At 58.0% G+C, this 14,339-nt stretch carries 13 protein-coding genes and 4 tRNA genes; 5 read left to right on the plus strand and 12 right to left on the minus strand.

The features are described from left to right. Positions 1–33: 33 nt before the first annotated feature. Genes yigB through lptM form a run of 5 tightly spaced genes read right to left on the minus strand, consistent with a single transcriptional unit; the run spans position 34 to position 3,416 of the window. On the minus strand, positions 34–750 hold the full coding sequence (gene yigB / locus ACLH1U_RS23865) for a 5-amino-6-(5-phospho-D-ribitylamino)uracil phosphatase YigB (RefSeq protein WP_023291569.1): 717 nt from the start codon (positions 748–750) through the stop codon (positions 34–36). Beyond that, positions 750–1,652 (minus strand): tyrosine recombinase XerC, encoded by a 903-nt coding sequence (gene xerC, locus ACLH1U_RS23870; protein WP_004886788.1) that lies wholly within the window; start codon positions 1,650–1,652, stop codon positions 750–752. Before xerC ends, yigB begins: the two co-directional genes overlap by 1 nt. After that, complete coding sequence (locus ACLH1U_RS23875; RefSeq protein ID WP_044521756.1) at positions 1,649–2,356, minus strand: DUF484 domain-containing protein; 708 nt, start codon at positions 2,354–2,356, stop codon at positions 1,649–1,651. Before ACLH1U_RS23875 ends, xerC begins: the two co-directional genes overlap by 4 nt. Next, entirely contained in the window at positions 2,353–3,177 is an 825-nt protein-coding gene (gene dapF / locus ACLH1U_RS23880; protein ID WP_002883394.1) for a diaminopimelate epimerase, read from the minus strand. Before dapF ends, ACLH1U_RS23875 begins: the two co-directional genes overlap by 4 nt. A gap of 35 nt (positions 3,178–3,212) precedes the next feature. Then, on the minus strand, positions 3,213–3,416 hold the full coding sequence (gene lptM / locus ACLH1U_RS23885) for an LPS translocon maturation chaperone LptM (protein ID WP_004886794.1): 204 nt from the start codon (positions 3,414–3,416) through the stop codon (positions 3,213–3,215). Positions 3,417–3,554: 138 nt separating this feature from the next. On the opposite strand from lptM, the gene cyaY reads away from it, so the two are divergent. Next, a complete protein-coding gene (cyaY, locus tag ACLH1U_RS23890; RefSeq protein ID WP_004886799.1) occupies positions 3,555–3,875 on the plus strand; it encodes an iron donor protein CyaY in 321 nt (106 codons plus the stop codon). A 133-nt stretch (positions 3,876–4,008) separates the two neighbouring features. On the opposite strand, the gene cyaA is transcribed toward cyaY, so the two are convergent. After that, entirely contained in the window at positions 4,009–6,561 is a 2,553-nt protein-coding gene (gene cyaA, locus ACLH1U_RS23895) for a class I adenylate cyclase (RefSeq protein WP_411299485.1), read from the minus strand. A 358-nt stretch (positions 6,562–6,919) separates the two neighbouring features. On the opposite strand from cyaA, the gene hemC reads away from it, so the two are divergent. The 4 genes from hemC to hemY are packed head-to-tail and all read left to right on the plus strand — an operon-like array spanning position 6,920 to position 11,001. After that, positions 6,920–7,861: a hydroxymethylbilane synthase gene (gene hemC, locus ACLH1U_RS23900; protein ID WP_032454513.1), complete on the plus strand. Its 942-nt coding sequence runs from the start codon at positions 6,920–6,922 to the stop codon at positions 7,859–7,861. Further along, positions 7,858–8,598 carry a uroporphyrinogen-III synthase gene (gene hemD / locus ACLH1U_RS23905; protein ID WP_085551886.1) on the plus strand — a complete coding sequence of 247 codons (741 nt, stop codon included), beginning with the start codon at positions 7,858–7,860 and terminating at the stop codon, positions 8,596–8,598. The genes hemC and hemD overlap by 4 nt, the downstream gene beginning before the upstream one ends. Before the next feature lie 21 nt (positions 8,599–8,619). Then, complete coding sequence (gene hemX / locus ACLH1U_RS23910; RefSeq protein ID WP_032454512.1) at positions 8,620–9,801, plus strand: uroporphyrinogen-III C-methyltransferase; 1,182 nt, start codon at positions 8,620–8,622, stop codon at positions 9,799–9,801. Between the two features lie 3 nt (positions 9,802–9,804). After that, positions 9,805–11,001, plus strand: a complete 1,197-nt coding sequence (gene hemY, locus ACLH1U_RS23915; protein ID WP_023291562.1) for a protoheme IX biogenesis protein HemY — start codon at positions 9,805–9,807, stop codon at positions 10,999–11,001. Between the two features lie 462 nt (positions 11,002–11,463). On the opposite strand, the gene ACLH1U_RS23920 is transcribed toward hemY, so the two are convergent. The 6 genes from ACLH1U_RS23920 to wecG form a co-directional block, all read right to left on the minus strand. Then, a tRNA-Pro gene (locus ACLH1U_RS23920) sits at positions 11,464–11,540 on the minus strand. 42 nt (positions 11,541–11,582) lie between these two features. Beyond that, positions 11,583–11,669: transfer RNA gene (locus ACLH1U_RS23925), tRNA-Leu, on the minus strand. 23 nt (positions 11,670–11,692) lie between these two features. Then, positions 11,693–11,768: transfer RNA gene (locus tag ACLH1U_RS23930), tRNA-His, on the minus strand. 55 nt (positions 11,769–11,823) lie between these two features. Then, positions 11,824–11,900, minus strand: a tRNA-Arg gene (locus ACLH1U_RS23935). Positions 11,901–12,002: 102 nt separating this feature from the next. Further along, positions 12,003–13,388, minus strand: a complete 1,386-nt coding sequence (thrP, locus tag ACLH1U_RS23940; protein WP_085551885.1) for a bifunctional threonine/serine APC transporter ThrP — start codon at positions 13,386–13,388, stop codon at positions 12,003–12,005. Positions 13,389–13,594: 206 nt separating this feature from the next. Next, on the minus strand, positions 13,595–14,335 hold the full coding sequence (wecG, locus tag ACLH1U_RS23945) for a lipopolysaccharide N-acetylmannosaminouronosyltransferase (RefSeq protein WP_085551884.1): 741 nt from the start codon (positions 14,333–14,335) through the stop codon (positions 13,595–13,597). Between the last annotated feature and the right edge of the window lie 4 nt (positions 14,336–14,339).

Here is a 14,339-nt window from a genome sequence, read left to right on the forward strand (position 1 = left end):
AACCCCTGTTAATATATACAGAGTGACTGGTGATTATATCAGCGAGGTCAGAGATGCCAACCGTGAAATTTCAATATGCGGCAGCAGGCGGCTGTCCGCGGTGTGCATCAGGTCCGCGCCTTGCGGTTTGATCCAGCATGCCTGCATGCCACAGCGCAGCGATCCGGCGACGTCAGTGGTCAGGTCATCGCCGACGTGCAGAATATGCCCGAGCGGTAAGTTCAGGCGCTCCGCCGCCAGATGGTACATGTCGGCAAACGGCTTGGAGCGGCCATCCGGCCCGGCGCGCAGCACAAAGCGGAAATAGTCGCTCAGGCCGAACAGCTCTGGTCGGGCGTTGCCGTTGGTAATCGCCACCAGCGGCCACTTCTCCGCCAGCTTCGCCAGCGTATCGTGGGTCTCCTGCGGGACATCGACGCGGCTGCGCCAGTGGGCGAAGTGTTCCATCGCCGCATCGGCCCCCGCTTTCGCCGCGTCGGCGGAGAGGCCAGCGTTACGCATGCCTAACTCCAGCGCACGGTGGCGCCAGACGGTCACGTCGTGATAGATCTCAGGCTCGGATGCCAGCAGCGTCTGGCGCAGCTGATTAAGCTCATGGGCGTCGAACTGGCTGAGCGACGGATGGTAGCTGCGCACAAAAGCCAGCGACTCGTGCATCGTCCGGTCAATTACCGGGCGGTTATCATAAAGGGTATCGTCCAGGTCAAACGTCAGCGCGGAAATCTGGCCCAGAGGTCGGTAAAAACGCATTATTTCCCCCGTTTTGCGCGCGGATGCGCGGCATCGTACACCGAGGCAAGGTGTTGAAAGTCGAGATGGGTATAAATTTGGGTGGTGGAGAGGTTAGCATGACCCAACAGCTCCTGCACACCGCGCAGATCGCCGCTGGACTCCAGCATATGGGTGGCAAAGGAGTGGCGAAGCTTGTGCGGATGCACATGGCTGTTCAGCCCCTGCTTAATGCCCCACTCGGCGAACCGCTTCTGTACGTTGCGCGCCGAAATGCGCTTGCCCAGTTTCGACAAAAACAGCGCGTCGTCGTCGGTACCGAACAGGCCGCGTAAATCCAGCCAGTGCTCAATCCACATCACGGCGTTGCGACCGATCGGCAAACGGCGCTCTTTGCTGCCTTTGCCCATCACCCAGACCTCGCCGCTTTCGAGATCGAGATGTTTGATATCAAGGTTGACCAGCTCGGACAAACGCAGCCCCGCGCCGTACATCACCTCCAGCATCGCCCGGTCGCGCACCGCCAGCGGATCGTTGAGATCGATATCCAGCAGCCGATTGACGTCATCGACATCGATATTTTTCGGCAGGTGACGGGGAATTTTCGGCGCGGCGATCCCTTTCGCCGGGTTGGCGCTGAGCTCGCCCTGGCCGACCAGCCAGTCGAAGAAACTGCGCAGCGCCGACAGGCGAAGCGCCAGGCTCGCCGGGCCTAACCCCGCGCGGCGACTGCGCACCGCAAAGCTTCGCACCTGAGCGGCATCGCACTGCGACCAGCTTTTCAGACCCGCCTCATCCGCCAGGGCGATCAGCGCGTCCAGCTGTCGCTGGTAATTCAGTAACGTGATCGGGCTGAGCTGGCGTTCAACGCCCAGGTGGCGCAGAAAGCGGGCGACGGCGGAGAAGAGAGGAGAATCGGTCATGCGCGTTCAATCCAGCGCTCCAGCAGGCCGGGCAGCATCTGGGCAATCTCCTGCAGCAGCTGCGTCCCCTGTCCTGGCTGATAATGCTGCGCATCGCGGCTGCTAAAGAGCATCACGCCGGGGGCATTATCGCCGCCCAGCAGCGACATCGCCACTGACCCAATGGCTTTCGCCTCCGGCAGCACCACCAGCAGCTCCGGACCGTTGAGCGGCCCAAGGTAGTGGCGCGCCTGGCCCAGACGTTGAATACGGATCGGCTCAAACGCCTGCCGGCTTAACGCCAGATGGGTAAACTTCGAAGGCGCGCCGAGGCGCCAGCTGTCAGGGAACAGGCGCACCGTGGCGCCCGCCAGCCCCAGCTCGCGCGCCCAGCGGTGAAGGCGGTTGAGCATATCGTCGAGGCTCTCCGCCGCCGCCAGCCGCGTTTGCAGCTGCAGCAGGCGCTGGAACAGGCTTTCATTGGCGACCGCCTGCTCCATCAGCAGCGACATATTCTCTTCCAGCACATGAATATGGTTACGCGCCCGCATCATATGCCACTCCACCAGCGAAATCGTACCGCGTACCGGATGCGGGACGCGGAGGTGTTCGACCTGGGCGGCATTACGAATAAAAAATTCAGGATGTTGCAACAGATAGTCCACCACGGCGCGATCGTTCAATGCGCTGGCGACCTCCTGTTGTTCTTCCCCGATTGGTTTCATAAATGAATAAATCCATCATAGACATGGGCCGCCGGGCCGGTCATAAACAGCGGCTGGCCCGGGCCTTTCCAGGCGATATCAAGACGACCGCCGGGTAATTCCACACGTACCGTTTCAGCGAGCAGCCCCTGCTGGATCCCCACCGCCACCGCGGCGCAGGCGCCGCTGCCGCAGGCCTGAGTTTCCCCGGCGCCGCGTTCGTAGACGCGCAGACGGATATGGGACCGGCCGACCACCTGCATAAAACCGATATTGGCGCGCTCCGGAAAACGCTCATGGCTTTCCATTACCGGGCCGAGGGTTTCCACCGCCGCCGTATCCACATCATCCACCTGAATAACGCAGTGCGGGTTCCCCATGGATACCACGCCGCACAATACTGTCTGCTCGGCGGCACGCATGATATAGGTCTTTTCCGCTTTGTTGGCGCGGAACGGCACCTGGGAGGGCTCGAAGTTGGGCTCGCCCATGTTCACCCGCACCAGATCGTCTTCCGTTACGCTTAATACCATACGGCCGTTGGCCGTACTCACGCGGATGTCACGTTTATTGGTCAGGCCTTTCAGCCGGACGAAGCGTGCGAAACAGCGCGCGCCGTTGCCGCACTGCGACACTTCGCTGCCGTCGGCATTAAAGATCCGGTAATGGAAATCCAGATCCGGATCGTAGGGCGGCTCCACCACTAACAGCTGATCGAACCCGACGCCAAGGTGGCGATCCGCCAGGCGGCGAATCAGCTCCGGCGAGAAAAAAACATTCTGCGTTACCGCGTCAACGACCATAAAATCGTTGCCAAGGCCATGCATTTTAGAGAACTGCATCATCTACTCCAGTTGCGCGGAACAGAACGTTATCGTTAGTAATTGACCTGGCTCGGACCACCGGTATCGCCACGATCGTTACGATCCGGCGTTGAGCTCTGAATGCCCGGGTTAACCGGCTTGGTCGGCGGCGGCGCAGTTTTGTCAGCCGGCGGGAAATAGAGAGGCCCTTTCAGACCGCAGCCGGTCAGGCTGAAGATCGCAAACAAAACGGCAAGCGTAGGAAAAACGTTTTTCATTGATAGTTGCCCGTGATTCATTCTTTCTGCTTTCTATCATCGCAGGAGAAGGCGTAAAAGCAAGCCTTTAGCATCTGACTGCGCGCGCTTTTGTTTCGCGCTATACTGCCGCCAATCTCAAAAATGCGGGACAGAATCATGAATGACAGTGAATTTCATCGCCTTGCCGACAGCCTGTGGATGACCATCGAAGAACGCCTGGACGACTGGGACGGCGATAGCGACATCGACTGCGAAATCAACGGCGGCGTGCTGACCATCAGCTTTGAAAACGGCAGCAAAATCATTATTAACCGTCAGGAGCCGCTGCACCAGGTATGGCTGGCCACCAAACAGGGCGGCTACCATTTCGATCTCAAAGGCGACGAGTGGATCTGCGATCGCAGCGGCGAGACCTTCTGGGATCTGCTGGAGCAGGCGGCAAGTCAGCAGGCCGGTGAGACGGTGAGATTCCGTTAATGACGTGTTTCCCGGATGGCGGCGCATCGCGCCTTATCCGGGCTACCCGACGTCTTAGAACCGTAGCCCTGCTAAGCGCAGCGCAAGCAGGGAATATCTCCGGATAGCGGCTCACGACTTATCCGGGCCAAATCTACGAGTAGCGCTGCTGCAGCACCGGCGAGGCGGTAACGTCCTGGCTGGTGGGTATCGCGGCGGCAATCGCCTGAGTGCGGAAAGGGATCACCTGGGTGCGCCCATCCACCTCGACAATCTGATAGAACTGCGGCAGGTTGAAGTTGATAAAGCTGGAGCCGTAGGTAAAACGATCGTGCGATGACGAATAGAAGCGGCTGACGTCGCGCACCAACTCCTCTTTGCTGCCCTCGCAGTGGTGATACACCTCAGCGCGGTTGCTCTCATCGAGAATATAAATGTTAAAGCCGCTGTCGTTGTTATCCGCATCTTCAAAGAAGAACTGAATAATCCCTTCACTGGCGAAGCCGTCCACAACCGCCGGCAGCTTAACGTGATTGGTTTCCACCTGCACCGACAGGCCGTGAAGCTTGTTGTGCGAGATAGCGCCGTAGAATTCAATGGCGTTTTCCAGCTTCTGCACCGAAACATTGAGACGCTCGAAGAACAGCCCCCAGGTCTGGCCGGAGACGCGCAGCGCTTTAAAGCGCCCGGTATCCTGGCGGGTACTGGAGAGACGCAGTTCGATGCACTCGGAGATCATCTGCTGTACGCGGGTACGGATCAGGCCGCGCAAGTGCTGGCTATAGCAGAACACCTCCACGCTGTCCGGCGGCGCGGCGTCCTGATGCATTTTACCGAGGATCGTTTTCAGCGCTTCGATCATCGCCTGCTCGCCGTTGAAATGCAGGGTACGCACTTCGTTCCACGAGTTGCGATACAGCAGGTCGACGCTACCGATCAGGCATTTTTGCTCTTCGCCGAAGCTGAAAACATCAAGCTTACGGAAATCAAAGTGCACCACCTGATTGCGGAAGGCCGCCGTCGGGTCATATTCGAGGTTGACGATAATCGCCAGGTGGCGAATTTCGCATGGGCTGTATAGCGCTTTTGGCGTCGGCGCCGGCAGGCGCAGTGGGAAGTGGTGCGACACGTCGGCCACCATCTCCTGCAGCTTCGCCAGATCGACGATGCCGTTGCCCTTAATAAACAGGCGGGTGCGTGAGGTCAGCAGGCCGTTAAACCAGGCCCAGGCCACCAGCTTATTAAGATAACGGTTATATTCCAGCGGCTGATGGCTGATGATCGATTCCATATCCGGCGCGCGGTTATACAGATACCAACCGGTACGGTTGGCGCGACCCGGCGGCACGTGGATAAAGGTCAGATTCGGTTCCGACAGGTCCGGCGATATTTGCGGGTTCACCAGCGTCACTTTGCCCGGCAGCGCTTCAAAAGCCGCATACAGCTTACGCGTCAGCACGCCAATATCCTGCGGACTGGCGGAGACGCTGAGGTTATTGCGCCGCGCGAAGCGGATCAGATTACGATAGCTCTGCATCATCGCATCGAGCAGTTCGTTGTGCGCCTTGCGCACTTCATCAATTTTCCAGTTCGCGCGGTTGTCGAGCATCATCAGACGCTTTTCATCCCAGCACCACGCGTTGACCAGCTGGCTGACGACTTCGCGACGCCAGCCGACGCAGGCGCGTTCGCGGCTGAGTTTTTCACACACTTTCAGATAGAAGCAGCGGCGCACCAGGTCGAGACGGGTTTCATCTTCGATGGCCTGCAGGTAGGTGGTGACGCGCTCCAGCATCATGCAGTACGGGTCGAGGCCGAAGGAGACGATCTCGCCATCGTGCAGGCGCTGTTTGATATCTTTCGCCAGCAGGCGGTTATTGGGGTATTCCCAGGAATAGGCTTCCAGCAGCAGCGTTTTCAGCACCGCTTTATAGGGGGAGTCGATACTCTTATACAGCTGCCACAGGCTGGCGCCGAAGTACTCTTCCGCCGACAGCGAGCTGAGGCCGCCGAGATCGAGCCACTCGTTTGGCGTCAGCACGCCCTGGGCATACAGCCCCATGACGTAATCGTCGTAATGCTCTTCTTCATCGCACGGCACCATATTCCACAGAATACGCTTGCCGGCGAGACGGACCGCGGTGCGGTAGAACTCATCGAGCAGTAAAATATGCTGGGTCGAACCGCAGTCTTCGCCGCCGAGGCTGCCGCTTTCGTTATGGCGGAAGCGGTTTTCGTCGATCAGGAAGAAGCTGACTTCCACACCGAGCGAGGCCGCCCAGCTCTCAAGCAGGCTGCATTTTCGCTGCAGCAGCTGGCGCTCTTCGCTATCCAGCCAGGCCTGGTGACATACCCAGATGTCCAGATCGGAAGAACAGCTCTGGCCGACGGAGGAGGTACTGCCCATCGAGTAGACGCCGGTGATCGGCAGCTCGCCTTTCGGCGGCTCCTGGGTCTGCATGCCGCGATGCAGTTCCAGTTCTTCAAGATAGTGGCGTTGGGTTTCATCAGGCGTGTAGAGGCAAATGCCACGGGGAACGTTACCGTCAAGGTAACCCGGCATCAGCGGGTGATGATAATGTAATAACGTTGGCAGTAGACTGTAAACCTGCTGGAAAGCGGGTCCCATGGCAGCAAGCGCGCGATCCACGCGCAGTTGGTTGATGGCATCCAGTCTCTGTTTCAGTGTCTCAATATAGAGGTACAAGACATATCGCCTGATGTTCAAAAACCCGAGGTACAATAGTACGGAGGATTTCAGTATTTCAACAAAAACCGTCACCATTCGTCGTCGGTGTGGTTGTGAAGAGCAGCGGACAGACAAATGGTTTAAAACGTGATCAATTTAACACCTTGCTCATTGACCGTAAAGAAAGATGCGCTACATACAAGTGTAGCACCGTTTATTACCTGTAAATTCCTCACTACGCCTCCGGCAACCGCCCACGCGCATGAAAGGTTAAAAAAGAGTGGGCCGGAGCTATCTCCCACATAAACCGTGAAAACTAACATCCGTAAGACAACAATGTTAGGATGGTTAGTGGTCGACAATGACGGTAACAAGCATGTTAGACAAAGTTTTGAAAATTGCCACACGGCAAAGCCCGCTTGCGCTATGGCAGGCGCAATATGTTAAAGCGCGCCTGGAACAAGCGCATCCCGGACTGAAGGTCGAGCTGGTGCCGATGGTCACTCGCGGGGATGTCATCCTTGATACTCCCCTGGCAAAGGTGGGTGGCAAGGGCTTATTTGTGAAAGAGTTAGAGCTTGCCATGCTCGAAGGGCGCGCCGATATCGCCGTTCATTCGATGAAAGATGTGCCGGTGGAATTCCCGGAGGGGCTGGGGCTGGTGACTATCTGCGAGCGCGACGATCCGCGCGACGCGTTTGTCTCCAATCGCTATGCCTCGATTGATGAACTCCCGGCCGGCAGCGTCGTTGGCACGTCAAGTTTACGCCGTCAGTGCCAGCTGGCCGCCACCCGTCCGGATCTGGTGATCCGCTCTCTGCGCGGTAACGTCGGTACCCGACTGAGTAAGCTGGATAACGGCGAGTATGACGCCATCATCCTCGCCGCCGCCGGCCTGAAGCGCCTGCAGCTCGAGGCGCGAATTCGCCAGCCGCTGTCGCCTGAGCAATCTCTGCCGGCGGTCGGCCAGGGCGCGGTGGGCATCGAATGCCGTCTCGACGATGCATGGACCCAGGGGCTGTTAGCGCCTCTCAACCATACGGAAACGGCAGTGCGCGTTCGCGCCGAGCGGGCGATGAACACGCGTCTCGAAGGCGGCTGTCAGGTGCCGATTGGTAGCTATGCGGAACTGAAAGACGGTGAATTGTGGCTGCGGGCGCTGGTTGGCGCCCCGGATGGTTCGCAGATGGTACGCGGCGAACGGCGCGGGCCAGCAGAGCAGGCCGAAGCGCTTGGCATCTCGCTGGCGGAAGAGCTCCTGGATAACGGTGCCCGCGATATTCTCGCGGCAGTTTATGATGGAGAAGCCCCACGATGAGCATCCTGGTCACTCGTCCACTACCGCAAGGAGAAGCGCTGGTCAGCCGTCTGCGGGCCATGGGACGCGTGGCCTGGAGCTTTCCGCTGATAGAATTTACGCCCGGTCGGGAGCTTCCCGCGCTGGGCGACGCGCTTGCCCGCCTGGGGCCTGACGATCTGCTGTTCGCGCTGTCCCAGCATGCGGTGGAGTTCGCCCATGCCCGTCTGCAGCATCAGGGTATGCCCTGGCCCACTTCCCCGCGTTATTTTGCCATTGGCCGCACGACGGCGCTGGCCCTGCATACGGTCAGCGGGCAGCACATCCATTACCCGTTAGATCGGGAAATTAGCGAAGTCTTGCTACAATTACCTGAATTACAAAACATTGCCGGGAAGAATGCGCTGATCTTACGCGGCAATGGTGGGCGGGAACTCTTAGGCGCGACGCTGACCGAGCGCGGCGCCAGGGTCACATTTTGTGAATGTTATCAACGTAGTGCAAAGCATTACGATGGCGCAGAAGAAGCGATGCGCTGGCAATCTCGCGGGGTCACCACGCTGGTGGTCACCAGCGGCGAGATGCTGCAGCAGCTATGGTCGTTAATACCGCAATGGTATCGCGAACGGTGGCTCCTGCACTGCCGCGTTGTCGTTGTCAGCGAACGTCTGGCCCTTCAGGCCCGGGAGCTGGGCTGGCAGGAGATTCAGGTTGCCGATAGCGCCGACAACGATGCGCTGCTACGCGCATTACAATAACTCTCAACATTGGAAGCCATAATGACGGAACAACAAAATCAATCCGCCGTGGTTGAAGAGACCAGGGAGGCCGTGGAGACCACACCACAGCCAGAGAACACTGATAAGAAGAAGGCTGGCAACAAAACCAGCCTGGCGCTCAGCGCGATCGCTATCGCCATTGCGATAGCCGCCGGTATCGGCCTGTATGGCCTGAACAAACAGCAGGCCTCGCGTCAAAACGAAACCACCTCTGAATTATCAAGCCAGGTCGCGGCGCTGCAAAAAGCGCAGGAGAGCCAAAAAAGCGAACTGGAAGGCATTATCAAACAGCAGGCCGAGCAGCTAAACGAAGCCAAACATCAGCAGGAGACGCTGGCCAAACAGCTGGACGAAGTCCAGCAAAAAGTGGCGATCATTTCCGGTAGCGACGCCAAAACCTGGCTGCTGGCCCAGGCCGACTTCCTCGTCAAGCTGGCGGGACGTAAGCTGTGGAGCGATCAGGATGTCACCACCGCCGCCGCGCTGCTGAAAAGCGCCGACGCCAGCCTCGCCGACATGAATGACCCAAGCCTGATCGGCGCCCGCCGGGCGATCACCGACGATATCGCCACCCTCTCCGCGGTGAACCAGGTCGACTACGACGGCATGATCCTCAAGGTTAATCAGCTGGCGAACCAAATCGATAACCTGCGGCTGGCGGATAATAACGATGACGATTCGCCGATGGATTCTGATAGCGATGAGCTCTCCAGCTCCATCAGCGAATGGCGCGTCAATCTGCAGAAAAGCTGGCAGAATTTTATGGACAGTTTTATCACCGTGCGCCGCCGCGATGAAACGGCGGTCCCGCTGCTGGCGCCGAATCAGGATATCTATCTGCGGGAAAATATTCGCTCTCGCCTGCTGGTCGCCGCGCAGGCAGTGCCGCGCCATCAGGAAGAGACCTGGAAACAGTCGCTGGATAACGTCTCGACCTGGGTACGCGCCTATTACGATACCGATGACGCCACCACTAAAGCCTTCCTTGAAGAGGTGGATAAGCTCAGTCAGCAAAGCATTACTATGACGGTGCCGGAAACGCTGCAGAGCCAGGCGTTGCTGGAAAAACTGATGCAGACCCGGGTGCGTAATCTGATGGCGCAGCCTGCCGTTTCCGCAGGCGGCGCGCCCTCGCCTGCACCTGCAGCACCGGCCGCCCCCGCTGCGCCGCAAGGAGAGTAACGCATGCTGAAAATTCTTTTACTCTTCGCACTGTTGATCGCCGGGATCGTGCTTGGCCCGATGATCGCCGGGCATCAGGGCTACGTCCTGATCCAGACCGATAATTACAATATCGAGACCAGCGTGACCGGGCTGGTGATCATCCTGATCCTCGCCATGGTGGTGCTGTTCGCCATTGAATGGCTGCTGCGCCGCATTTTCCGCACCGGGGCGCATACGCGCGGCTGGTTTGTCGGCCGTAAACGCCGTCGTGCGCGTAAGCAAACCGAGCAGGCGCTGCTTAAGCTGGCGGAAGGTGATTACCAGCAGGTTGAGAAGCTGATGGCGAAAAACGCCGATCACGCCGAACAGCCGGTGGTGAACTATCTGCTGGCGGCGGAAGCGGCCCAGCAGCGCGGCGATGAAGCGCGGGCTAACCAGCATCTGGAGCGCGCCACCGACCTGGCGGGCGATGACCTGATCCCGGTTGAAATCACCCGCGTTCGCCTGCAGCTGGCGCGCAATGAAAATCACGCCGCGCGTCATGGCATCGATAAGCTACTGGAAATCACCCCGCGTCATCCGGAAGTGCTGCGCCTCGCCGAACAGGCTTATACCCGTACCGGCGCCTGGCAGTCGCTGCTGGATATCATTCCGTCGATGGCGAAAGCTAATGTCGGCGATGAAGAGCACCGCGCCGCGCTGGAACAGCTGGCATGGGTTGGCCTGATGGACAAAGCGCTGGCCGACGGCGGCAGCGAGGGGCTGCGCGAATGGTGGCGCAACCAGAGCCGTAAAACGCGGGCGCTGGTGCCGCTGCAGGTGGCGATGGCCGAGCGCCTCATCGAGAGCGACGATCACGATACCGCGCAGCAAATTATTATTGATGGTCTGAAGAAACAGTATGACGACCGTCTGGTGATGCCGATCCCGCGCCTGAAGACCAATAACCCGGAACAGCTGGAGAAAGTACTGCGCCAGCAGATCAAAGCCGTTGGCGATCGTCCGCTGCTGTGGAGCACCCTGGGCCAGTCGCTGATGCGGCACGGCGAATGGCAGGAGGCCAGCATCGCCTTCCGCGCCGCGCTTAAGCAGCGTCCGGATGCCTTTGATTACGCCTGGCTGGCGGATGCTCTGGATCGTCTCCATCAACCGGAGGAAGCGGCTACCATGCGCCGCGATGGTCTGCTGCTGACGCTGCAGAATAACCCTCAGCAATAACCTCACCTGGCTGTCGCCTCCTGCGGGGCGATAGCCCTTCTCCCCCGCCTTCCCGTTGACGATCCCCCTGAAAGAAAAAAACGCCTGCGCTGAAATCAGGGCAGGCGTTAAAACAGGTCTGTTTGACAACAAATTGGGTGCTTCACTCAACGTAATGTCCATGGTGTTTGATGAGGCATAAATGCGACATCTGTCAGTGGACGATAAGCACCGTAAGAACGGCTCTGCATCATTCCGGAGTTTATGAGGCACAAAGGCGAACATAAGAGATGGAATGAGCATCTACCCGATTATTATCGCACAGGATCCAGGGAAATTGCATCTACCACAGTGATGAATTGAGAGTTTTCCTGACGCGTATTCTTAAGCAAAGAGAAGATTTTTTATCAGCAAGATCAGGGAAATAAGTCATGGCAGGAAGTCACAGAAAACAAAAAACCCCGCCGAAGCGGGGTTCAAAATTGGTCGGCGAGAGAGGATTCGAACCTCCGACCCACTGGTCCCAAACCAGTTGCGCTACCAAGCTGCGCTACTCGCCGAAATACTGCTTTTTGAATTTTTAGTTCAATTCGTTAAAGTCGTGGTGCGAGGGGGGGGACTTGAACCCCCACGTCCGTAAGAACACTAACACCTGAAGCTAGCGCGTCTACCAATTCCGCCACCTTCGCAAATTCACAACTCTATCAAATAATGGGGTGGCTAATGGGATTCGAACCCACGACAACTGGAATCACAATCCAGGGCTCTACCAACTGAGCTATAGCCACCACTGCAAACCTTTTACGCGGTATTAAAACCACCGCAGCTCCAGCACCGGGTTAATGGTGCGCCCGACAGGATTCGAACCTGAGACCTCTGCCTCCGGAGGGCAGCGCTCTATCCAGCTGAGCTACGGGCGCTTAGCGCCGTTGCGGGGTCGGATAATACGGACTTCCTCCCCCGCTGTCTAGTGCCTTTTAAAAGAAAATTATCGTTTGCTCATGCTTTGTTCGTTTTGGCGCTTATTCAGCCGTATTATTGACTTGCCCCCGCCTTCCAAGGCCAAACACCTTATAAATCAGGGTAACGGCAGCAAGGAAAATAATGCCGACAAAGAGCGACATCCGGGTTTCATCATTCAGCCCCATCCCGATCAGCACGCAGATCAGGAAAGCCATGGTGAAATAGTTGGCCCACGGAAACAGCAGCGAACGGAACGGATGGCTGGCTATCGCTGCCCGATGTACGCGACGGAAACGCAGCTGACTAATCAGGATCACAAACCAGGGCACCATCCCCGGCAGGACGCTGGCGCTATAGACATAGACAAACACCCGTTGCGGATTAGGAATGATGTAATTCAGGCAGGAGCCTACCAGCAGGATCAGAATAGACAGCGCCACGCCGATGGCCGGAACGCCGTTGCGCGATACCTTACCGATCGCCGCCGGCAGCTGACGGTTCTTCGCCAGGGCGTACAGCATACGTCCGCAGCTGTACATCCCGCTGTTGCAGCCGGAAAGCGCCGCCGTCAGCACCACAAAGTTGATAATCCCCGCCGCGGCGGTAATACCGATTTTGGCAAACGTCAGTACGAACGGGCTGCCGTTGGAGCCGATTTGATCCCATGGGAAGATGGTGACGATAACGAAAATCGCGCCGACGTAGAAAATCAGGATCCGCCACAGCACTTTGCCCACCGCGCTGCGCAGTGTGACCTGCGGATTTTTCGCTTCACCAGCGGTAATGCCGATGAGCTCCACGCCCTGATAGGACGCGACCACGATACACAGCGCCGTCAGGAAGCCCTTCCAGCCGCCGGCAAAGAAGCCGCCATGTTCGGTCAGGTTGCCAAAACCGATGGAGTGGCCGCCGTTGCCAAAGCCGAAGAAAATGACGCCCAGGCCCACGACGATCATCACGATAATGGTGGTCACTTTAATCATGGCGAACCAGAACTCGATTTCACCGTACAGCCGGACCGCCGCGAGGTTAGCCAGCGCCACCAGCCCCACGGCAATTAACGCCGGGATCCACTGCGCCATCTCCGGGAACCAGAACTGCACATAGACGCCGATGGCGGTAATCTCAGAGATGCCCACCGCCATCCACATAAACCAGTACGACCAGGCGGTCAGGTAGCCGAAGAAGGGGCTCATATAGCGATGCGCATACACTGCGAAGGAGCCGGTGACGGGCTCAAGGAACAGCATTTCGCCCATTGAGCGCATAATGAAAAAGACGAACAGGCCAGCGATAATGTACGCCAGCAGCACGGAAGGCCCAGCCCACTTCAGGGTACTGGCCGCCCCCATAAACAACCCCACGCCAATCGTCCCCCCAAGGGCGATCAGTTCAATATGCCGGGCCTCCAGTCCACGCTGGAGCTCCGCTTTTTTCTCAGTCATATATCCTCTTGTGTTTGCCGTATTCCGGGTACTCCCGGTTATTGTTATTAACTGAACTCATAGCCTTGCCGACGCGCAGGTCTCCCCCCGCGCGTATGAAGCCTGTGAATGGTTAATGAATTTTATGGAAATGGCAAATAAAGTATCAGGCGAGTAAAGACATTAAACAGAAAATGGACACAAACTCGCCAGAATGCAGAGGAATATTAGAGTTTATTGGTGTAATGCCAACGTAAATATCGTAGCAGCCGGGCCTGCCTTTTAATCCGGCTCGGCTGGGAAACCAGGCGGTAAAACCACTCCAGCCCCAGATCCTGCCAGAACTTCGGCGCCCGATGAACGTGCCCGGTGAAAACATCGTAAGTGCCGCCGACGCCCATATACAGCGCGTGCGGGTACAGGCGCCGACAGTCGCGCATAAAGACCTCCTGACGCGGGGACCCCATGGCAACGGTGACGATTTTCGCCCCGCTGTCGCGAATGCGTTCGAACAATGCCTGCCGTTGCTCAGGCGCAAAATAGCCGTCCTGGCTGCCGACGATATTCACCTGCCAGCGCTGGCGCAGGCTGGACGCCGTCTGCGCCAGGACTTCAGGTTTACCGCCGACCAAAAACACCGGAGTGCCTTCAGCGCCGGCGCGCTGCATTAACGCTTCCCAGAGATCGGCTCCCGCCACGCGGGACACCTGGGCCTGCGGATATTTTTTACGCAGCGAACGTACCACGCTGATGCCATCCGCATATTTAAACTCCGCCGCCTCAATCAGCGCCCGCACCTCGGGGTTATCCTCTACGGCCAGCATTTTCTCGGCATTAATCGCCACCAGCGTCCCCTCCCGGAGAACGCCGTCGGCATACAAATAATCCAGAGCGTGCTGCATATCGCGCCAGCCTATGAGCTGCAGCCCTCTTAACAGGTACAACGGCGCGGAAATGGTCCCAGTCATGTCC

It is taken from the genome of Klebsiella sp. 1SOBk5mer, assembly GCF_046603115.1.
GTDB classification, from domain to species: domain Bacteria; phylum Pseudomonadota; class Gammaproteobacteria; order Enterobacterales; family Enterobacteriaceae; genus Klebsiella; species Klebsiella quasipneumoniae.

What these genes read in the sequence shown, in the direction of transcription:
- yigB (WP_023291569.1), bottom strand. Translation starts at nt 750, where the DNA reads ATGCGTTTTTACCGACCTCTGGGCCAGATTTCCGCGCTGACGTTTGAC.
- xerC (WP_004886788.1), bottom strand. Translation starts at nt 1,652, where the DNA reads ATGACCGATTCTCCTCTCTTCTCCGCCGTCGCCCGCTTTCTGCGCCAC.
- ACLH1U_RS23875 (WP_044521756.1), bottom strand. Translation starts at nt 2,356, where the DNA reads ATGAAACCAATCGGGGAAGAACAACAGGAGGTCGCCAGCGCATTGAAC.
- dapF (WP_002883394.1), bottom strand. Translation starts at nt 3,177, where the DNA reads ATGCAGTTCTCTAAAATGCATGGCCTTGGCAACGATTTTATGGTCGTT.
- lptM (WP_004886794.1), bottom strand. Translation starts at nt 3,416, where the DNA reads ATGAAAAACGTTTTTCCTACGCTTGCCGTTTTGTTTGCGATCTTCAGC.
- cyaY (WP_004886799.1), top strand. Translation starts at nt 3,555, where the DNA reads ATGAATGACAGTGAATTTCATCGCCTTGCCGACAGCCTGTGGATGACC.
- hemC (WP_032454513.1), top strand. Translation starts at nt 6,920, where the DNA reads ATGTTAGACAAAGTTTTGAAAATTGCCACACGGCAAAGCCCGCTTGCG.
- hemD (WP_085551886.1), top strand. Translation starts at nt 7,858, where the DNA reads ATGAGCATCCTGGTCACTCGTCCACTACCGCAAGGAGAAGCGCTGGTC.
- hemX (WP_032454512.1), top strand. Translation starts at nt 8,620, where the DNA reads ATGACGGAACAACAAAATCAATCCGCCGTGGTTGAAGAGACCAGGGAG.
- hemY (WP_023291562.1), top strand. Translation starts at nt 9,805, where the DNA reads ATGCTGAAAATTCTTTTACTCTTCGCACTGTTGATCGCCGGGATCGTG.
- thrP (WP_085551885.1), bottom strand. Translation starts at nt 13,388, where the DNA reads ATGACTGAGAAAAAAGCGGAGCTCCAGCGTGGACTGGAGGCCCGGCAT.
- wecG (WP_085551884.1), bottom strand. Translation starts at nt 14,335, where the DNA reads ATGACTGGGACCATTTCCGCGCCGTTGTACCTGTTAAGAGGGCTGCAG.